The following is a 19,416-nucleotide window of genomic DNA, read 5'->3' as shown; positions in this document are numbered from 1 at the left end:
GATCGGATTGTAACATTATAATTCGCATTGTTGGGAGGAGATGACAACAGGGTTTTGCACGCGCCGAACAGAATTCCGTTCTTCGGCCAGCAGACCGGGAAACGTCAGACTGGCGGGAAAACAGATTGCATTTTCGCCCGGCCGGGAAGCCGGGCATGGAGGAGAACGCTGACGCGCCCCATCGTTCCAGGGCGCGTCAGCGTAACGACAGTTGTGCCTGTCTGGGCCATCAAGGGCAGACGGCAAAGAATTCCCAGGGAGGAAACACCGGTGAAAAAATTTCTAGCATCCGTGGCGATTGCCATGTCCGTTGCCGTTCCCAACGCTTTTGCGGAGGGCGTCGTTGACACGTCGAAGGTCAACAAGGAACTCATCACCACTGCCAATGACAAGAAATACACCATCGCGACCGTCGTGAAGGTGGATGGCATTGCCTGGTTCGACCGTATGCGCGACGGCGTCGACCAGTTCAAGGCCGACACCGGCAATGACGTCTGGATGGTCGGCCCGAGCCAGGCGGATGCCGCGGCACAGGTGCAGATCGTCGAGAACCTGATTGCACAGGGCGTTGACGCCATCGCTATTGTGCCGTTCTCAGTCGAAGCAGTGGAGCCGGTTCTGAAGAAGGCGCGCGACCGGGGCATCGTCGTCATCAGCCACGAAGCATCCAATATCCAGAATGTCGATTACGACATCGAAGCCTTCGACAACAAGGCCTATGGCGCCAACCTCATGAAGGAACTCGGCAAGTCGATGGGCGGCAAGGGCAAGTATATCGCCACAGTCGGCGGCCTGACCTCCAAGTCGCAGATGGAATGGATTGACGGCGCCATCGAATACCAGAAGGCCAACTTTCCGGAAATGGAAGAGGCGACTGGCCGTCTCGAAACCTATGACGACGCCAACACCGACTATAACAAGCTCAAGGAAGCAATGACCGCCTATCCGGACATCAAGGGCATTCTCGGCGCACCGATGCCGACTTCTGCCGGTGCCGGACGCCTGATCGCCGAAGGCGGCCTCAAGGGCAAGGTCTTCTTCGCAGGCACGGGCCTCGTTTCGGTGGCTGGCGAATATCTCAAGAACGACGATATCCAGTATATCCAGTTCTGGGACCCTGCCGTTGCAGGCTATGCCATGAACATGCTGGCCGTCGCCGCGCTTGAGAAGAAGAACGATCAGATCAAGGCCGGTCTCAACCTGGGCCTGCCGGGCTATGAAAGCCTGCTGGCACCGGACGCCGCCAAACCGAACCTGCTCTATGGTGCCGGCTGGGTCGGCGTGACCAAGGAAAACATGGATAAGTACGACTTCTGATTTCCATGGAGGTCGGATGGGAGGAGCGTCAGGCCCCTCCCATCCTGCAAATCGCATTCCAGCCTTGCACGAGGCCCCTCATGAGTGAAAACCTGATCGAACTGCGCCATATCGGAAAACGCTTCGGTGGCGTCAGGGCGCTGGACGATGTTTCCTTTGCCATCAAGCCCGGCGAGATCCACTGTCTGGCAGGCGAGAACGGCTCCGGCAAATCCACCATCATCAAGGTCATGTCGGGCGTCTACACGCCGGAAGACGGCGAGATACTGATCGACGGCAAACCTGTCGGCAAGCTCGATCCCGTCAAGTCGGTTCATCACGGCATTCAGGTGATCTATCAGGATTTCTCGCTGTTCGGGAACCTGACCGTTGCCGAAAATCTGGCCATCAATACTTTTCTCATCGAAGGCCGCAAGGGCGTCGACTGGAAGCGCGTGCGCGAACTGGCACAGAAGGCGCTGGACCGGCTTGGCGTCAGCATCGACCTCGACGCGGATGTGGACAGCCTGCCCACATCGGGCAAGCAGATCGTGGCGATTGCGCGCGCCGTCATGGCTGACGCCCGCCTCATCATCATGGACGAACCGACCACCGCGCTGACGCGGCATGAGGTCGATGCGCTGTTCAAGATCGTGCGCGATATCCAGGCGCAGGGCATTGCCGTGCTCTTCGTCAGCCACAAGATGCGCGAGATGCTGGAAATCAGCGAAAGGCTGACCGTCTTCCGCAATGGCAAGAAGGTCGCCGAAGGCCCGATTTCCGATTTCGACGAGCCATCGATCACCCGCGCCATGACCGGCCAGGAACTCACATCGGACCATTATCACTGGACCCCGCGCGAAGGCGCTTCGGCCCGTCCGACGCTCGAAATCAAGGACCTTTCTGTTCCGGGCTCGGTGGAAAATGCCAGCCTCACGCTCCATGCGGGCGAGATCGTCGGCATATCCGGACTGATTGGCTCCGGTCGCACGGAACTGGCGCTGGCGCTCTTCGGCATGAAGCCGGATTTCACCGGCACCGTGCATATCGACGGCAAGCAGGTCCACCCGAAAACCGTGCAGGAAGGGATTGCCTGCGGCGTCGCCTATGTGCCGGAAGACCGTCTGACGGAAGGTCTGTTCCTGACGCAATCGATCGAGCGGAATATCATCGTCACCTCGATCGAGAAATTCGTGCGCGGTCTCTTCATCGACCGCGGACAAGCCGATGCCACCACCCGCGACATGTTTTCCGCAATGCATATCGTCGCCCCCGGCCCGCATACGCCGGTCAACCACCTCTCAGGCGGCAACGCGCAACGTGTGGTGCTGGCCCGCTGGCTTTTGACCGGCGCGAAAGTGCTGATCCTCAACGGGCCGACGGTCGGCGTCGATGTCGGCTCCAAGGCGCAGATCCACAACATCATCCGCAAGCTCGCGCGCGATGAAGGGCTGGCGGTCCTGATGATCTCCGACGATGTGCCCGAACTGGTGCAGAACTGCAATCGTGTGCTGGTGATGCATCGCGGACGTTTCGTCGATGAGCTTTCCGGTGAAACCATGACCGAAGATGCCGTCAACGACCGGCTCAAGACGCTGAATTGAGGAACCGGCACATGAAGTTTTTCCGCAGTACCGAATTCATCATTGCCTGCGTTCTGTTCGCGGCGATGGTCATTATCGGCCTCATCAATCCGGCTTTCTGGTCGCTGGACAACATCTTCGGCCTTCTGCGCTCCAACGTCGTGATCGGTATCATGGCGCTCGGCGTTCTGCTGGTGATGATTTCCGGCGGCATCGATGTTTCCTTCACAGCCTTTGCCATCGCAGCCATGTATCTGACCGTCCGCGCCATGGTCTATCTCGGCTATGACGGCGTGTTCATTCCGTTTGTGGCGGCAACGCTGATCGGCCTGCTGCTTGGCGCTTTCAACGGCTTCATCATCCATCGCTTCAAGATGATCCCGCTGATCGTGACGCTCGGAACCGGCTCCATCGTGCGCGGGCTGGTGCTGGGCCTTGTCGGCACCAGCATCGTCAACATCAACAAGATGCCGAAGGAACTGATCGAGTTCGGCAAGACCGATGTGATCTCGCTGACATCGGCCTCCGGCACGGCTTTCGGCCTGACCGCGATGTTCGTCGTCTATCTGGCGCTGGCGCTGCTGATCCACCTCATCCTCAACCATACGATGATCGGGCGCAGCGTTTATGCCTATGGCGGCTCACCGGAAGCGGCAAAGCGCGTCGGCTTCAATACCCGCCGCACGATCTTCTTCGTCTATTGCGTGGCCGGAGCGCTCGCAGGCTTTGCTGGTCTTCTGCATTCCTCCATGATCTGGCTTGCCAATCCGCGCGATTTCGTCGGGCTGGAACTGGACGTGATCGCAGCCGTGGTTCTGGGTGGCGCATCCATCTTCGGCGGGCGCGGCACGGTTCTCGGCACGTTGATGGGTGTCTTCATGCTCGTCATGGTCAAGAACTCGCTCATCATCATGAAGGTGGACACCACATGGCAGCGCGTCGTCGTTGGCCTCATCATCATCGTCGCTACCGCCATCACCGCTTGGCGCGACCGCAAAAGCATAGCCTGAGGAGACAAGCGACATGAAACAGTCATTCGACATGCGCCGCATCCTTGGCGGAGACAACAATATCATCCAGCTCATCGTCATCACCATGCTGGTCTTCGCGCTGATGACCTGGATGAATCCGGACAAGTTCCTGCGCTACTACAACTTCGAATCCATCAGCTACATCATGCCGGAGCTTGGCATCCTCTCCATCGCCATGATGATTGCCATGCTGACGGGCGGCATCGACCTTTCCGTGGTTGGTATCGCCAATCTGGCGGGCATCGTGGCCGGGGTTTATTTCCATTCCTCCATGGTGCAGGCGGCACAAGCTTCCGGCTCGGGAATGCTGTTCTACACCATCATCGGCATATTGCTCGCTCTGTTGGTCGGGCTTGTGTCCGGGCTGGTCAACGGCCTTCTGATCGCCCGGCTGCGCATCACGCCGATCCTCGCGACGCTCGGCACCGGACAGGTGCTGATGGGGCTTGCCCTGGTTCTGACCGGCGGGCCTGCCATCGTTGGCTTTCCCGATGCGTGGAACTGGGTCGGTAACGGCAAGCTGTTCGGCATCGCCACGCCTTTCCTGCTTTTCATCGCGGTGTGCATCGTCGTGGCAATTCTCCTGACACGCACGACACTCGGCATCAATCTCATGCTGATCGGCACCAATCCGCGCGCGGCCGTCTTTGCCGGTATCCGCAAGGAGCGCATGATCCTCTATTCCTACATGCTGACCGGCGTGCTCGCCTCCATAGCCGGGATCATCCTCTCGGGCCGCACCAACGCCGCCAAGTCAGACTATGGCGCATCCTATCTGCTGCAAGCCGTTCTGATCGCCGTTCTCGGCGGCACCAATCCGGCAGGCGGAAAGGGCCGTGTGCTGGGCATCGCCATCGCGCTGATCGCTCTGATGCTGCTTTCCTCCGGCTTCCAGATGATGCGGTTCTCCAACCACCTCATCGATTTCATCTGGGGCGCTTTCCTCATTCTCGTCATCGCGATCAACGCATCGCGCAATCAGGGCAGGTGATCCCTTATGCAAGACATCGAGTTTCATCTTCGCCGTCAGGATTTTGTCGAACAGCCGCATGTCATCGCCAACACCTATGGTCTCAGCGTCACCGCCTTTCGTTATCCAAGCGGCATCGAGGCGCTGCTGGTCGAGAATGAACGCGGCAACATCATCGTGCTGCCCTTCATGGGCCAGATGATCTGGGGCGCGGAGTTTGACGGTGTGGACCTTACCATGGGCAACAGCTTCTCCATGCCGCGCCCGGCAACCACCATCGTCGAGACCTATGGCTGCTTTGCATTCCACAGCGGCATCCTGCGCAATGGCTGTCCTTCGCCACAGGACAATCATCTTCTGCATGGCGAAATGGCCTGCGAGAAAATGGACAAGGCCGGTCTTCTGTTTGGCCACGACGAACGCGGCGCCTTTGTCGAAATCACCGGCGAATATGAATATGTGATGGGCTTCGGCGCGCATTATCTGGCACGGCCAAGCGTGCGGCTTCATGCCGACGAAACGCTGTTCGACATCACCATGAACGTGGAGAACCTTTCATCCGCCCCTATGGAGCTGATGTATATGTGCCACGTCAATTTCGCCTACGCGGAAGGCGCGCGGATCGTGCAGCCGGTGCCCTATACGCCGGATCACGTGCAGGTGCGCACCGCCGTTCCGGGCCATGTTACGCCCAACGACGATTACCTGTCGCTGATCGATGAACTGGCCGCCGACCCGGCCGCGATGGAAGTGCTGGACGAGCCGGAGCGCTACGATCCCGAGCAGGTCTTCTATATTCGCGGCCTGCCAAAAGATGCCGAAGGCAACACGCATCTGATGATGCAGCTTCCCGAGGGCGACGGTTTCGGCATTTCCTACCCGACCGACATCTTCCCCAAGACCGTGCGCTGGATTCTTGTGAACGGAGACGCGCAGGTTGCGGCCTTCGCACTGCCATCGACCTGCGAGCCGGAAGGCTATCTGGCCGAAAAAGCCAAGAACAATGTGCAGGTGCTGGCATCGGGTGAGCGCGCCGTTTTCCCCGTGCGTGTCGGCTATCTCGATACAACCGCCGCTGAAGAATTTGAAGCCACGATCAAGGCACTCTGACATTTCAAAGGAAGCTCTCATGACCAGAAAGATCGGAGTGGTCGGCTCCAATATGGTGGACCTCATCACCTATGTGAACCGCATGCCCGGCCCCGGCGAAACGCTGGAAGCCCCGACATTTGAAATCGGCTGCGGCGGCAAGGGCGCCAATCAGGCGGTAGCTGCCGCGCGCCTTGGCGCGGATGTGATGATGGTCACGCGGGTGGGCGACGATATTTTCGCGGACAATACCATCCGCAACCTGAACGAGTTCGGCGTCGATACGCGCCATGTGCGCAAGGTTCCCGGCAAGTCGAGCGGCGTCGCCCCCATCTTCGTCGAACCGTCCGGCGAAAACTCGATCCTGATCGTCAAGGGCGCCAATGCCGATCTTGTGCCCGCCGAAGTCGACAAGGCGGCCGACGATCTGAAAGCATGCGGCCTCATTCTGATGCAGATGGAAGTGCCGGTCGAGACCGTCTATCACACCATCGCTTTTGCGGCTGAAAACGGCATCGAAACCATTTTGAATCCTGCGCCTGCTGCTGCCGATCTCGATCCCGAGCTGATCCGGCAGGTGACTTTTCTCGTGCCGAACGAGAGCGAACTGGCAATTCTCTCCGGCCTGCCGACCGGCACGGACGACGAAATCGTCACCGCAGCGCGTTCGCTCATCGCGCGCGGCATCCGCACCGTCATCGTTACGCTTGGCGGGCGCGGTGCGCGCATGATTACCGCAAGCGAAATTGTCAACATTCCACCCGTCAAGGTTACGCCGAAGGACACGACCGGCGCAGGCGACGCCTTTATCGGCTCATTCGCCCGCTTTTATGCCGAAACTGGCGCTGTGGAAGCCTCGCTTCGCAAGGCGGCTCTTTATGCAGCCCATTCCATCACCCGGCCCGGCACCCAGAAAGCCTATGCCAGTCGGGAAGAATTCGAAACGTTCTGCCGCGATCACGACCCTTCCATAGAGCGTGCGTGATCGCTCGCGAGCGTAACTGAACCGATGAACGGACAATGAAATGACCGAAGCCCTCCCCCGCAATAATGGGACACCGCTCAAGCCGGAATGGTTTGAGGATGTGTCCGTCAACCGCAGCGCGTCCGAGCGCCGTGCCGCCACGATCAGCGCCCGCCGTTCGGTGAAGAAGGAGTATCAGGCCGCGTGGCTCATCCGCGCCATCCAGTGCATCGACCTGACGACGCTCGCCGGCGATGATACGGCGGGCCGCGTGGGCAGGCTCTGTGCCAAGGCGCGCCGTCCAGTGCGCGAGGATATTCTGGAGGCGCTGGGCCTCGCGGACGCGGGCATCACCACTGGTGCGGTCTGTGTTTATCCGACCATGGTTTCCCATGCGGTGAAGGCACTTGAAGGCTCCGGCATTCCGGTTGCCTCCGTCGCGACAGGCTTTCCCGCCGGGCTGACCCCGCTGCCGCTCCGCCTGGCCGAAATCACCTATGCGGTGGAACAAGGCGCGCATGAAATCGACATTGTAATCACCCGCGAGCATGTGCTGACACAGAACTGGTCGGCCCTTTATGACGAGATTGCAGCCATGCGCGAAGCATGCGGTGAAGCGCATATGAAGGCGATCCTCGCCACCGGCGATCTCAACACGCTGACCAATGTTTATCGCGCCTCCATAGTGGCGATGCAGGCAGGCTCCGATTTCATCAAGACCTCGACGGGCAAGGAAGACGTCAACGCCACCTTGCCCGTGAGCCTGACCATGGTGCGGGCACTGCGCGATTATGGCGAGCTTTCCGGCCAGAGCGTCGGATTCAAGCCTGCGGGCGGGCTCAAGACCGCCAAGGATGCGCTCGCCTGGCTGACGCTGATGAAGGAAGAACTTGGGCTTCGCTGGCTGGAACCGGATTTGTTCCGCATCGGCGCAAGCTCGCTTCTCGGCGATATCGAACGGCAATTGGAGCATTTCGTGACCGGACGCTACTCCGCCGCCAACCGTCACGCTGCTGCATAAAGTTTATCGCATTTCTGCGACGCCAAATGTTCCATTTGGCTGCAAATGCTTAGAGGATTTTCAGAATGCGACCCATCAAGGACATTCTCAAGACCATGGAATACGGACCTTCCCCCGAAGCAAACGGCGATGTGAACCTGTGGCTGGAACAGCATGACCGCTCTTTCGGCCACTATATCAACGGTGCATTCGTCAAACCGGAAGGTCGCAAGGCGATCCCTGTCGCCAATCCGGCCAGCGGCGACAAGCTCGCGGAAATCATCTGCGGCAATGCGGAAGATGTCGATCAGGCCGTGAAAGCCGCGCGCGCGGCTTTCGGCAAATGGTCGAAACTCTCCGGCTATGAGCGCGCCAAATATCTCTATGCCATCGCCCGCCACATCCAGAAGCGCGAGCGCTTTCTGGCCGTGCTGGAAACCATGGACAACGGCAAGCCGATCCGCGAAACCCGCGACATAGACATTCCGCTCGCCGCCCGCCATTTCTACCATCATGCAGGCTGGGCCGAGATGGTGGAAGATGAGTTCAAGGGCTTTTCGCCGGTCGGCGTCTGCGGTCAGGTGATCCCATGGAACTTTCCGCTTCTCATGCTTGCCTGGAAAATCGCGCCAGCACTTGCCGCCGGTAACACGGTGGTGCTGAAGCCTGCAGATCTGACGCCGCTTTCGGCCATTGCCTTTGCCGAAATCTGCCATGAGGTCGGCCTGCCCGCCGGTGTCGTCAACATCGTGCAGGGCGATGGCACCACCGGCGCGGAAATCTGCGGCCATGACGGCGTGGACAAGGTTGCCTTCACCGGTTCGACACAGGTTGGCCGTGTTATCCGCGAACAGATCGCCGGATCGGGCAAAAAGCTGTCGCTGGAACTGGGTGGAAAATCGCCCTTCATCGTGTTTGAAGACGCCGATCTCGATGCCGCAGTCGAGGGCGTCGTCGATGCCATCTGGTTCAATCAGGGCGAAGTTTGCTGCGCCGGGTCGCGCCTTCTGGTGCAGGAAGGCATTGCCGACCGTTTCTATACCAAGCTTAAAAGGCGGTTGGAAACACTGCGCGTCGGCGACCCGCTCGACAAATCCACCGATGTTGGCGCCATCGTTTCACCCGGTCAGGTGAAGCGTATCTCCGATCTGGTCCGGAAGGGCATCGAGGAAGGCGGCGAACTGTGGCAGTCGCCGAACCCGTTGCCCGCCAAGGGCAATTATATTGCGCCCGGCTTCTTCACCGGGGTGGATCAGGCCTCAACTGTCTGTCAGGTGGAAATCTTCGGACCGATTGCGGCGGCGACCACCTTCCGCACCCCCGACGAAGCTGTCTCGCTCGCCAACAATACGCGCTACGGGCTGGCCGCGTCGATCTGGTCCGAAAACATCAATGTCGCGCTCGATCTTGCAGCGCGGGTGAAAGCCGGTGTCGTCTGGATCAACTGCACCAATATGCTGGATGCGGGCGCAGGTTTCGGCGGCTATCGCGAAAGCGGTTTCGGTCGCGAGGGCGCACGCGAAGGCATGTACGAATATCTCGTCTCCGATTGGGAAAAAGCGCTTTCCTCGACCAAGGTTGCGGAAGCCTTCGTGCCATCGGCCTCGCCCTCCGGCGATGACAAGATCGCCATCGACGGCATCGACCGGACAATGAAGAACTATATCGGCGGCAAGCAGGCGCGCCCGGATGGCGGCCACAGCTATTCGGTCATCGGCAAGGGCGGTGCGGTGATTGGCCAGGCTGGCATCGGCAACCGGAAGGACATCCGCAACGCCGTGGAAGCGGCAAACAAGGCCGGAAGCTGGGGTGCAGCGACAGCGCATAACCGGGCGCAGGTGCTCTATTATCTTGGCGAAAACCTCGATGCGCGCCGCACGGATTTCGTGGCACGGCTGATCGAAAGTACCGGCATCACCGAAAAGAAAGCGGAAGAGGAATTTGAAACTACACTGCACCGTATATTCTATTACGCGGCGCAGGCCGACAAGTTCGACGGTGCGGTGCACTCCACCAAGTCGCGCCATGTGACACTGGCGATGAACGAACCATGGGGCGTGATGGGTATCGTCTGCCCTGATGAAGCGCCGCTTCTCTCGCTCGTTTCGCTGGTGCTTCCAGCCATTGCGATGGGAAACCGGACGGTCGTGGTGCCGTCGAGCCGCCATCCGTTGATCGCTGGCGATTTCTATCAGGTACTCGACACATCCGATGTGCCGGGCGGCGTGGTCAATATCGTCACCGGTGAACGCGACCTTCTGACGAAGACGCTTGCCGAACACGACGATGTTGCTGCGATCTGGTATTTCGGCTCACGCGAGGGCAGCGCGATGGTCGAGAAGGCATCGGCCGGCAATCTCAAGGCCACCTGGGTCGGCAATGGCCGTGTCCCCAACTGGCTTAACAAGGCCGACGGACAGGGCCGTGATTATCTGCGCCGGGCCATTCAGGTGAAGAATATCTGGGTGCCTTACGGAGCATAAAAGCTGAAAGGCCCGCTTCGGCGGGCCTTTTGCTGGGCATTTACTGTGGCACCCAGAGAAGGGCACCCGGATTGATCCCAAGCAGCAGCGCCTGCGCGACTGCGCGCGCCTTCAACTCTTGGCTTGCTTCCGGCTCGCGCGACAGCACCCAGAAGTAACTGCGCGTAGAACCGACAACAATCGACCACCGATAGCCCCCTTCGTCGATATCAACGATATTGTAGCCGCCATAGAACGGCCCGAAGAAGGAAACTTTCAACGCACCTTCGTCGGGAGATCGAACAAAGCGGGCTGTTCCCGTGGCTTGCGTCCAACGCCCTTTCCATGGATCGAAACCGCGATTGACCACTTTAACGGTTTGATCGGAGTTTAATGAATATTCCGCCGCCGTTCGCGTCAAACCGCGCTCAAAGCGGTTTTCAAGCCGCGCGACCTCGTACCATTTGCCCATATAGCGCGTGAGATCGAAGGGTTTTACCGGCACGATACCCTGTGGAATTTGCGGCGAACTTGCCCGTGTCAACGCGTATCCCACTGCCAATCCCGTCAGGCCGAGGGCGAGTTTTCCAATTCTCATCGTCTTCCCTTCCTTTTCGCATGAAGAGAAAAACCGATGCCCGGGCGATTGGTTCCCCACAGCAGGCAGGACGCCCCGCAACGTCATCCAACTGTCACGCAATCCGAATAAAAGCTCCCAAGTCATTTGGATTGCGGGAAAATGTTACACTCCTCTAATATAAAAGCGGATATCGCCGTTCGGGCGGAGAGGCTGAATCTTGCCTACGGTCCGACCACGATACTGAAAAATATCGATCTTTCACTGCCGCGAGGACAGACGCTCGCCCTGCTCGGACCATCCGGTTGCGGCAAGACCACCTTGCTTCGTCTCGTAGCTGGTCTTCTCGCCCCGACCAGGGGGGCGATCACGATCAATGGCATCACCGTTGCAGATGCCGCGACGGGCACTTTCGTCCCGCCAGAAAAGCGCCATCTCGGCATGGTGTTTCAGGATTATGCGCTCTGGCCGCATATGACTGTTTTCGACAATGTATCCTTTCCACTTGAGATGCGCGGGATTGGCCGCGCTGAGCGCGAAAAGCGCGTTGCCTCGGCGCTTGATCGCGTTGGCCTCTCCGGGTTCGGCGAACGCGCCATCAGTGACATGTCGGGTGGCCAGCAGCAGCGCGTTGCCATTGCCCGCGCCATCGTTGCCGAACCGGGGCTTGTCCTGTTCGACGAGCCGCTTTCCAATCTCGACCGCGAACTGCGCGAGAACATGGTCATCGAGATCGGTCAGCTTGTCGCCAATCTTGGCCTGACCGCGATTTATGTCACGCATGACCAGAGCGAAGCCTTTTCGCTTGCCGATCAGGTGGCTGTCATGCGCGCAGGGGTGATCGAACAGCTCGCCGCGCCCGAAGCCCTCGTTGCCGAACCAGCGACGCTGGAAGTTGCAGATTTTCTGCGGCTCGGCTGCGTCGTGCCGGTCGAACAGCGCGACAATGCCTATCGAATTGCACGGACCGAAATCCACATCGCCCACAGCTCCATCAGCGAAAAGGCAACGCATGTACTGTTGCCGTCGCGTTCGGTTCGCAGCGCTCCCGTCAGCGAAACTGCAATTCCCGCAACGGTCCTGCGTTCGCAGTTTCGCGGTGACGGTCATCTGACCACAGTACGCATCGGCTCAAAGCAGGATGGCCACGAACTGACCTATCTCGACCGCATCCGCCTTTCACCCGGCATACCGGTCGGCCTTTCGGTCGATGCCAGCCAGCTGCGCTGGTTCTCGAAATAAAGCCATCTCATCAGGCAAGATCTCAGGAGGCACAGATGAACAAATCCATTCTCGGCGCGGGGCTTGCGCTTGTCACCGCTCTGCTCGCCGGCACGGCAGCCCATGCCGACATAACGGTCTATTCGGCAGGGCCCGGCAGCCTGATCGAAAAGCTTGCCGCAGGCTTTACCTCCAGGACCGGCGCAAAGGTCAACGTCTTTCAGGCAACGACCGGCAAGGTCATGGCACGCATCGAGGCGGAAGCCGCCAATCCGGTTGTCGATGTTCTGATCTCGGCATCGTGGGACACGGCAACCGACTTTGCCAAGCGTGACTGGCTGGTCGCCTATACCAGCCCGAACGCCGAGAAAGTGCCGGATTTCCTCAAGAATGAAACCGCTGTCGCGCAGGGCGTTTCCGCCCTCGGCATCGCGTGGAATCCGGCCAGCAAGACGCCAAAGCCTGCCGAGTGGGCCGATCTCGCCAAGCCCGAATACAAGGATCTGGTCAATCTGCCGGACCCCGCACAGTCGGGTGCAACCTTCGAGCTTGTTGCCGCCCTTCAAGCCCAGCAGGGCTGGGACCTGTTCAAGAATCTGCATGAAAACGGTGCGACTGTCGCTGGTGCCAATGCGGAAGCATTGAACCCCGTCCTTCAGGGCGCGAAGGCCGCTGTGTTCGGTGCCGTCGATTACATCTCGCTTGCCGGCAAGGCAAAGGGTGAATCCATCGACGTCATTTTCCCGGCATCCGGCACCGTGATCGCACCACGCCCGGCCATGATCCTCAAATGGTCGAAGAACCAGGATGAGGCCAAGCAGTTCATCGACTACATGCTGTCCGATGAAGGCCAGAAAATAGTTGCCGACACCTATCTGATGCCTTCGCGCACGGACATCCCGGCCAATCGCCCGCTGATCGGCGATCTGAAAATCCTGCCGATCGACGCGAAGGAAGTCTACGGCAAGCGCGACGAGACGCTGAAGGAATTTAGCGCCGCCTTCGCAGCCAGCAACTAATATTTGAGGGGCAGACAGACATGACGACAGGCAGTACGGCGGCTCGCAATCCGCTCGGGTTCGTTGCGGTTGCCGGGCTCGCATTCATCGTCGCGGTGCCGTTTGTCTTCATCGTTCTTCAGGCTGTCTTTCCGCAACTGGGGAGAGGCTCACTGACCGAGCCTTTCCTGCATCTCCCCGCCTTGTTTGAAGACCCCAAGCTTTTGCGCATGAGCGGCAATACTGTGCTGCTCGGGCTTTCGGTGGTGGTGCTTTCCGCTCTCATCGCCGTTCCGCTTGCGGTCTTTCGGGCGCTCTACAGGGTGCCTTTCGCTGTATTATGGGACATGCTGATGCTCGTGCCTTTCATGATCCCGCCTTATATCGCCACGCTCGGCTGGATCATGACCCTACAGCCACGGGGCTATCTTGAACAACTTGCGGGTTTCGATCTGGCTCCATTCCTGTTCTCGGTCGCAGGCATGAGCTTTGTCATGGCGCTGAACACGTTCCCCCTCGTCTATTTTGCAGTGTCACGCACGATTGAAGCGGTCGGTGCGCGCTATTCCGATGTCGGTCGCGTGTTCGGGGCTTCGCCATCGCGCGCCTTCTTCCGCATCACCCTGCCGCTGGCGACACCGGGACTTGCGGCAAGCCTTCTTCTGGTTTTCGCAGCAGCCATCGAAGAATATGGCACACCTGCCGCCCTTGGACGCCGTTCCGGCTTTGACGTTCTGGTGACGGAGATCGATCTGCGCATTTCCGACTGGCCCATCGACCTTGCGGGTGCTGCTGTCTTTTCGCTAGCACTCGTCTGCCTGTCTCTGACAGCTTTTCTGGTGCAGCGCTGGATACTGACGCGCCGCTCCTATGTGACGACCGGCGGCAAACCGCAGGCAAAGGACAAGCGCCCGCTCGGAACGCTCACCGTTCCAGTGGTGGCCCTCTTTGCCCTCGTCGCCTTTGCCGCGACCGGCGTACCCCTTCTGGCCATTCTGGCGACTGCTCTTTCGAAAACGGTGTCCGGCGGGCTGGTAGCGTCGAATCTCGGCTTCGATAATTTTGCCGCCATTGCCGAAAACAGCGCGGGCGGTATGCGTGCGCTCGTCAACAGTCTGTCGCTTGGCGTTGCAAGCGCTCTGCTGACCGGACTGCTCGGCGCGATTGCTGCCTATGCCGTGGTGAAGATGCGCTTTCGCGGGCGCTTCTGGCTCGACCTGCTGACCGTCCTGCCGAATGCCCTGCCTGGCGTCGTTGTCGCGGTTGGTCTCATTCTGGCATGGAACCAGCCTGCCCTTCCCGTCTCGCCCTACAACACACCGCTGATCCTGCTGCTTGCCTATTGCTGCATTCTCCTGCCGCAGCCGATCCGCTATGCTTCGGCGGCCTTTCACCAGATCGGCGACAATCTGGAGGCCGCGGCGCGGGTCTGTGGAGCGAACAGTTTTACGGCTTTTCGCCGCATCATGCTGCCATTGATCGCGCCGAGCCTCATAACCGCCATGCTGCTCGTCTTTGCGGTCGCCTCGCGTGAACTCGTCGCATCGATACTGGTCGCGCCGGTTGGCATGCAGACCATATCGATCTTCATCTGGCGTCAGTTCGAACAGGGGTCGGTCGGCCTCGGCATGGCCATGGCATTCATCGCCATCCTCATCACCACACTCCTGCCACTGGTTCTGATGGGGCTGTTGAAGCGCTCCGGCCTCGTGAGGATATGACACACATACCGCACCGCCCGAAGACGATGCGGCTTTTTGTTAAAGCGTGCGGATTTTGCGGGCGGTTGCCTGCAATAGCGTGAACGCCTCGAAACGCCTGTCGTGCCATCTGGCGCGTTCGGCATCCGGCCTGTTCACCGCACCCAGTTCCGACATGGCGTGCATGGCGGCGGCAAGATCGGGATAAGCGCCAGACGCCACCGCGCCCAGCATGGCCGAACCGAGCAGAACCGGCTCCGGCGATGTGGAGGCGGCGATGACGAGGCCCGTCGTGTCTGCAAGCACCTGCCGCACGAGATTGGAACGCGCCGCCCCGCCGGAAACCACGATCGTATCGGTTTCGATGCCCTTTGCCGTCTGCGCCTCCACGATCTGCCGCGCGCCATAGCCAAGCCCGCACAGCCCGGCCAGATAAAGCGCTGTCAGGCTGTCGATCCCGGCATCGAGATCGAGCCCGGCAATGATCGCGCGCGCATCGGGATCGGCAAACGGCGCCCGGTTGCCAAGAAATTCCGGCACGACATGAAGGTCGCCGATGATCGCAGCCGTCTTTTCAACGCCGCCCCTCGCCTCGACTTCCGCAGCAAGGCTGTCGGCCAGGCCCATGCCTTGGGCTACCGCCTGCCTTTCAGCTTCCGCCGCGAAGGGATGCATGTGGATCAGATGATTGATCGCGGCACCCGCCGCCGACTGTCCGCCCTCGTTGAGCCACAGGCCCGGCACCATGGCCGAAAAATACGGACCCCAGACGCCATCCACAAAAACAGGCTCTTCGGTGGTGGTCATGGTGCAGGCCGACGTGCCGAACACATAGGCCATGCGCGACAATATCCGGCCTTCCGAACCGCGCGCGCCCACCGTTCCAATCCCGCCCGCATGGGCGTCGATCAGACCGGCGGCAATCGCCGTGCCGGGCTTCAGCCCCAGTTCCATCGCTGCCTGTTCGCTCAATCCGCCAAGCTTTTCGCCGCCGGCGCGAACATCGGTGCCGATGCGGACAAAATTTTCATCCGCCAGTTCGCCAAGGCCGACTTGCCGGAAATAGGCTTCGTCCCAGCGCTTTTCATGGCTGAGATAGGTCCATTTGCAGGTGACGGTGCAGGCGGAGCGAGTGAGGCTGCCGCAGGATTTCCAGGTGAGAAAATCGGTCAGATCGAAAAACTGCCAGGCGGCGGCGAAGGTTTCCGGCTTGTTTTCCTTCAGCCACAGCAGTTTGGGCGTTTCCATCTCGGGCGAAATGGTGCCGCCCACATAATCGAGAACCTTGGCCTTCGTCGCATTGATGCGCTCGGCCTGAGCGACTGCGCGATGATCCATCCACACGATGATATCACGCGCGGGATCGTTGGACGGGCCGACGGCAAGCGGCTTGCCTCCATCGCCCAGCACCACCAGCGAGCATGTGGCGTCATAGCCGATACCGGCAATGTGAGCCGGATCGACGTCTGCAAGCCTGACCGCTTCGCGCACGCTCTCGCACACGGCCTGCCATATATTGGCGCTCGACTGTTCGACGATGCTGCCCGCCTCGCGCCAGATGGCGATATCGCGCCTGGCCGCGGCAAGCATGGTGCCGCCGGCATCGAAAAGACCGGCGCGGGCGCTGCCGGTGCCGACATCGACGCCCAGATAATAGCTGGTCATGGTCGCTCCCATCTAGAGGTCGAGGCTCTGCGGAAGAATGACCAGATCGCGAATGGTGATGTTGCGCGGGCGCGTCAGCATGAACATCACCGATTCCGCCACTTCCTTCGGCTCCATCAGGCTGCCTGCGGCCAGCGCCTCGTCCAGCTTGGCCTTTGGCCAGTCGCTGATGAGCGCGGTAACAACCGGACCCGGCAGAACGCCGCCGACGCGGATACCATGCGGGGCGACCTGACGGCGCACCGTGTGGACAAAGGCCTGAACGGCGTGCTTCGACGCCGTATAGATCGGTTCCCATATCACCGGCACGACACCGGCGACGGAGCTTGTCATGATGATATCGCCGGTCTTGCGCTCCATCATATGCGGCAGCACCGCATGGATGGTGCGGAAAGCCGCATTGATATTGAGGTTCAGCATGCGGTCCCATGCATCCGGATCGCCTTCCCACAGCGGACCGCCGATATAGGCCCCGGCATTGGCGTGGAAAACATCGAGCTGGCCCGCCTGTCCGAGAATCTGCGGCATCATGGTGGCGACCGATGCCGGATCGAGCAGGTCGATGACCAGCGGCTTTGCCTTGTCGCCAAGCCCGGCGCATTTTTCGGCCAGCGCCTTCTCGTCCCGATCGACGAGAAACACCGTCATGCCTGCTTCGACCATATGCCTTGCGCATTCAAAGCCGATGCCGGAGGCGGCACCGGTGACGGCGCCGACTTTTCCGTTGAGATCCTGAGCCATTTGGAGAACCCTTTTTGTTAGGCGCGGCCGTGCGACTGGCGCGAGCGGCGGGCAAGAGAATCGACGATCACCGCGATGGCGAGCACCGCGCCCGTGATCATGTAGCGAAGCGAGGACGACAGATCGAGCAGCGTCAAGCCGCTGGCAATCGACTGGATGACGATAATGCCGAGCAGGGCCGACCATGCGCTGCCGCGCCCGCCAAAGAGGCTGGTGCCGCCGATGACGGCTGCGGCGATGGCGTTGAGGTTGACGTCGCCGGTGCCCGCCTGCTGGCTGGAGGAGGCAAGGCGCGCCGCTGCCATGATGCCGCCAGCCGCCGCAAGTGTGGAGCAGGTCATGAAAGCCGCCATATAGATGAATTTCACATTGATGCCGGCACGGCGCGCGGCCTCGCGATTGCCGCCGACCGCCTGCATGGCGCGGCCCCATTTGGTGCGGGTGAGCGCGTAGTTCATCGCGATCACCAGCGCCACGAACAGGCCGAACATCCACGGCACGCCGCGCGACTGGTTGAGATAGAACACCGCGCCGCCGACAATGACCGTGATGACAATGGCCTTGAGCGCGATCCCGGCTGACGACGGCGCCGACAGGCCGGCTTCACGGCGGCGCTGGGCAGAGCGAAACCCGGTAAGGAAGATGGCAAGTCCCGCAATCAGCGCAAACGCATAGGAAAGCGGGCGCGGCATGACCAGAAGCTGGCCGAAGCTCACGAGCCACGAGCCGTAAGGCAGGTTGATGGAGCCGGTATTGCCGAGCAGATAAAGCTGAAGCCCGAGCGCCGCCAGCAGGCCAGCCAGTGTGGAAACGAAGCTTGGCATGCTGAAGCGGTTATAGAGAAAGGCGTAAAGCAGGCCGATCAGCGCGCCGGTGCAAAGTGCGGCCAGCATCGCGATCCCGACAGGCCAGCCGTGATTGACCCAGAGCACGCCGACAATGGCCGACGCCAGACCGCTGACCGAACCGACCGAGAGGTCGATTTCGCCCAGCATCAGGATGCAGACGATGCCGAGCGAAATCACGCCGATGGTCGAGCAGTCGAACAGCAGATTGACGAGATTGTTGCTGGACAGAAAGACCGGGTTCAACGTCTGGAAGACGGTCCAGATGATGACGAGGCCGACAATGACCGGCAGCGATCCGAGATCGCCCGAACGAACACGGTCAAGGAAATTGCGCAGCGCGCCTGAAACGCCTTCGTCATGGCGCACGCGTGTATCCTGGCGGTCGAGAGGAGTATTTCCGGTTGCCTGGTTCATTATGCTTCTCCCCGATCATGGGCCTGACCGGCTTCGTGCTGCGCCTGGCGCCGTTCGGCGCGGCGGGAAACGGAATTGCTGCTCGCGCCGGTAATGGCGGCGACCAGTTCCTCATTCGAGGAATCCGGGTAGAAGACACCATTGTTGCGGCCAAGCCGCAGCACGACGATGCGGTCTGCCACGGCGCGCACATCCTCCATATTGTGGCTGATCATCAGGACGCCGAGCCCGCGGTCACGCACACGCTCGATAAGATCGAGAACCTCAGCCGTCTGCGCGACGCCCAGCGCCGCCGTCGGCTCATCGAGCATGATGAGCTTCGGATCGAGCAGCAGCGAGCGCGAGATCGCAACCGTCTGGCGCTGGCCACCGGAAAGCGAAGCCACCGGCTCGCGCACGCTTGGAATGCGCGCCGACAATTCGTTCAGAAGCTTCCACGCCTTGATTTCCATCGACACCTCGTCGAGGCGGTATGGGCTCATCTCCCGGCCAAGGAAAATATTGGCGACGACATCGAGGTTCTCGCACAGCGCCAGATCCTGAAAGACCGTCGCAATGCCGAGATCGAGCGCCACGCCGGGCGAGGAAAGCACCACCTTCTCGCCGTTGAACTCGATGGTGCCGGATGTCGGCTGATGGACGCCGGCCAGCGTCTTGATGAGGGTGGACTTTCCCGCGCCGTTATCGCCCACGAGAGCGACAACCTCGCCCGGAAAGACTTCCAGATCGATATCGGTCAGCGCTGAAACGGCGCCGAAATTCTTGGATATGCCGCTCAGGCGCAGCACCGGCTGCCGCGACGACGCAGCCGCTTTTTGATCTTCGGGGTGATCTTGGGGCATGATCTCACTTTCCCT

General features: G+C 60.4%; 16 protein-coding genes. 11 read left to right on the top strand and 5 right to left on the bottom strand.

Annotated features, from left to right (window positions below):
- The first annotated feature begins 270 nt into the window (after positions 1 to 270).
- The 8 genes from AVM02_RS00385 to AVM02_RS00350 all read left to right on the top strand — a co-directional run bounded on the left by AVM02_RS00385 (position 271) and on the right by AVM02_RS00350 (position 10,416).
- On the top strand, positions 271 to 1,317 hold the full coding sequence (locus AVM02_RS00385) for an autoinducer 2 ABC transporter substrate-binding protein (protein WP_411505042.1): 1,047 nt from the start codon (positions 271 to 273) through the stop codon (positions 1,315 to 1,317).
- An 80-nt stretch (positions 1,318 to 1,397) separates the two neighbouring features.
- Complete coding sequence (locus AVM02_RS00380; RefSeq protein WP_411505041.1) at positions 1,398 to 2,900, top strand: sugar ABC transporter ATP-binding protein; 1,503 nt, start codon at positions 1,398 to 1,400, stop codon at positions 2,898 to 2,900.
- Positions 2,901 to 2,911: 11 nt separating this feature from the next.
- Positions 2,912 to 3,889: an ABC transporter permease gene (locus AVM02_RS00375; RefSeq protein ID WP_122000741.1), complete on the top strand. Its 978-nt coding sequence runs from the start codon at positions 2,912 to 2,914 to the stop codon at positions 3,887 to 3,889.
- A 13-nt stretch (positions 3,890 to 3,902) separates the two neighbouring features.
- A complete protein-coding gene (locus AVM02_RS00370) occupies positions 3,903 to 4,901 on the top strand; it encodes an ABC transporter permease (protein WP_411505040.1) in 999 nt (332 codons plus the stop codon).
- Between the two features lie 6 nt (positions 4,902 to 4,907).
- Positions 4,908 to 5,990 (top strand): aldose 1-epimerase family protein, encoded by a 1,083-nt coding sequence (locus tag AVM02_RS00365; RefSeq protein WP_411505039.1) that lies wholly within the window; start codon positions 4,908 to 4,910, stop codon positions 5,988 to 5,990.
- 19 nt (positions 5,991 to 6,009) lie between these two features.
- On the top strand, positions 6,010 to 6,954 hold the full coding sequence (gene rbsK, locus AVM02_RS00360; protein ID WP_411505038.1) for a ribokinase: 945 nt from the start codon (positions 6,010 to 6,012) through the stop codon (positions 6,952 to 6,954).
- Between the two features lie 40 nt (positions 6,955 to 6,994).
- A complete protein-coding gene (gene deoC / locus AVM02_RS00355) occupies positions 6,995 to 7,954 on the top strand; it encodes a deoxyribose-phosphate aldolase (RefSeq protein ID WP_411505037.1) in 960 nt (319 codons plus the stop codon).
- 65 nt (positions 7,955 to 8,019) lie between these two features.
- Positions 8,020 to 10,416 (top strand): aldehyde dehydrogenase family protein, encoded by a 2,397-nt coding sequence (locus AVM02_RS00350; protein WP_411505036.1) that lies wholly within the window; start codon positions 8,020 to 8,022, stop codon positions 10,414 to 10,416.
- Positions 10,417 to 10,456: 40 nt separating this feature from the next.
- Here the strand turns inward: AVM02_RS00350 and AVM02_RS00345 are convergent, their stop codons facing one another.
- Positions 10,457 to 11,095 carry a lipocalin family protein gene (locus AVM02_RS00345; protein WP_411505035.1) on the bottom strand — a complete coding sequence of 213 codons (639 nt, stop codon included), beginning with the start codon at positions 11,093 to 11,095 and terminating at the stop codon, positions 10,457 to 10,459.
- A gap of 39 nt (positions 11,096 to 11,134) precedes the next feature.
- Here AVM02_RS00345 and AVM02_RS00340 point away from each other — a divergent pair, with 39 nt between their 5' ends.
- Genes AVM02_RS00340 through AVM02_RS00330 form a run of 3 tightly spaced genes read left to right on the top strand, consistent with a single transcriptional unit; the run spans position 11,135 to position 14,912 of the window.
- Positions 11,135 to 12,214: an ABC transporter ATP-binding protein gene (locus AVM02_RS00340; RefSeq protein WP_411505034.1), complete on the top strand. Its 1,080-nt coding sequence runs from the start codon at positions 11,135 to 11,137 to the stop codon at positions 12,212 to 12,214.
- A gap of 35 nt (positions 12,215 to 12,249) precedes the next feature.
- Complete coding sequence (locus AVM02_RS00335; RefSeq protein WP_411505033.1) at positions 12,250 to 13,212, top strand: ABC transporter substrate-binding protein; 963 nt, start codon at positions 12,250 to 12,252, stop codon at positions 13,210 to 13,212.
- Between the two features lie 20 nt (positions 13,213 to 13,232).
- Positions 13,233 to 14,912: an ABC transporter permease gene (locus AVM02_RS00330; RefSeq protein ID WP_411505032.1), complete on the top strand. Its 1,680-nt coding sequence runs from the start codon at positions 13,233 to 13,235 to the stop codon at positions 14,910 to 14,912.
- A gap of 39 nt (positions 14,913 to 14,951) precedes the next feature.
- On the opposite strand, the gene AVM02_RS00325 is transcribed toward AVM02_RS00330, so the two are convergent.
- From AVM02_RS00325 to AVM02_RS00310, 4 genes are read right to left on the bottom strand one after another with little or no spacing between them, the layout of a single operon-like run.
- Positions 14,952 to 16,556, bottom strand: coding sequence for an FGGY-family carbohydrate kinase (locus AVM02_RS00325; RefSeq protein ID WP_411505031.1), 1,605 nt, complete (start codon positions 16,554 to 16,556; stop codon positions 14,952 to 14,954).
- 12 nt (positions 16,557 to 16,568) lie between these two features.
- Positions 16,569 to 17,297, bottom strand: a complete 729-nt coding sequence (locus AVM02_RS00320) for an SDR family oxidoreductase (protein ID WP_411505030.1) — start codon at positions 17,295 to 17,297, stop codon at positions 16,569 to 16,571.
- A gap of 17 nt (positions 17,298 to 17,314) precedes the next feature.
- Positions 17,315 to 18,559, bottom strand: a complete 1,245-nt coding sequence (locus AVM02_RS00315; RefSeq protein WP_411505029.1) for a sugar ABC transporter permease — start codon at positions 18,557 to 18,559, stop codon at positions 17,315 to 17,317.
- Positions 18,559 to 19,401: an ATP-binding cassette domain-containing protein gene (locus AVM02_RS00310; RefSeq protein ID WP_411505028.1), complete on the bottom strand. Its 843-nt coding sequence runs from the start codon at positions 19,399 to 19,401 to the stop codon at positions 18,559 to 18,561. Before AVM02_RS00310 ends, AVM02_RS00315 begins: the two co-directional genes overlap by 1 nt.
- Positions 19,402 to 19,416: the final 15 nt, after the last annotated feature.

Source organism: Brucella anthropi (assembly GCF_046630315.1).
Lineage (GTDB): Bacteria > Pseudomonadota > Alphaproteobacteria > Rhizobiales > Rhizobiaceae > Brucella > Brucella anthropi_A.
The sequence above is the reverse complement of the archived record's forward strand: the minus strand, read 5'-3'. Positions and strand labels throughout refer to the sequence as shown.

What these genes read in the sequence shown, in the direction of transcription:
- AVM02_RS00380 (WP_411505041.1), top strand. Translation starts at nt 1,398, where the DNA reads ATGAGTGAAAACCTGATCGAACTGCGCCATATCGGAAAACGCTTCGGT.
- AVM02_RS00375 (WP_122000741.1), top strand. Translation starts at nt 2,912, where the DNA reads ATGAAGTTTTTCCGCAGTACCGAATTCATCATTGCCTGCGTTCTGTTC.
- AVM02_RS00370 (WP_411505040.1), top strand. Translation starts at nt 3,903, where the DNA reads ATGAAACAGTCATTCGACATGCGCCGCATCCTTGGCGGAGACAACAAT.
- AVM02_RS00365 (WP_411505039.1), top strand. Translation starts at nt 4,908, where the DNA reads ATGCAAGACATCGAGTTTCATCTTCGCCGTCAGGATTTTGTCGAACAG.
- rbsK (WP_411505038.1), top strand. Translation starts at nt 6,010, where the DNA reads ATGACCAGAAAGATCGGAGTGGTCGGCTCCAATATGGTGGACCTCATC.
- deoC (WP_411505037.1), top strand. Translation starts at nt 6,995, where the DNA reads ATGACCGAAGCCCTCCCCCGCAATAATGGGACACCGCTCAAGCCGGAA.
- AVM02_RS00350 (WP_411505036.1), top strand. Translation starts at nt 8,020, where the DNA reads ATGCGACCCATCAAGGACATTCTCAAGACCATGGAATACGGACCTTCC.
- AVM02_RS00340 (WP_411505034.1), top strand. Translation starts at nt 11,135, where the DNA reads ATGTTACACTCCTCTAATATAAAAGCGGATATCGCCGTTCGGGCGGAG.
- AVM02_RS00335 (WP_411505033.1), top strand. Translation starts at nt 12,250, where the DNA reads ATGAACAAATCCATTCTCGGCGCGGGGCTTGCGCTTGTCACCGCTCTG.
- AVM02_RS00330 (WP_411505032.1), top strand. Translation starts at nt 13,233, where the DNA reads ATGACGACAGGCAGTACGGCGGCTCGCAATCCGCTCGGGTTCGTTGCG.
- AVM02_RS00325 (WP_411505031.1), bottom strand. Translation starts at nt 16,556, where the DNA reads ATGACCAGCTATTATCTGGGCGTCGATGTCGGCACCGGCAGCGCCCGC.
- AVM02_RS00320 (WP_411505030.1), bottom strand. Translation starts at nt 17,297, where the DNA reads ATGGCTCAGGATCTCAACGGAAAAGTCGGCGCCGTCACCGGTGCCGCC.
- AVM02_RS00315 (WP_411505029.1), bottom strand. Translation starts at nt 18,559, where the DNA reads ATGAACCAGGCAACCGGAAATACTCCTCTCGACCGCCAGGATACACGC.
- AVM02_RS00310 (WP_411505028.1), bottom strand. Translation starts at nt 19,401, where the DNA reads ATGCCCCAAGATCACCCCGAAGATCAAAAAGCGGCTGCGTCGTCGCGG.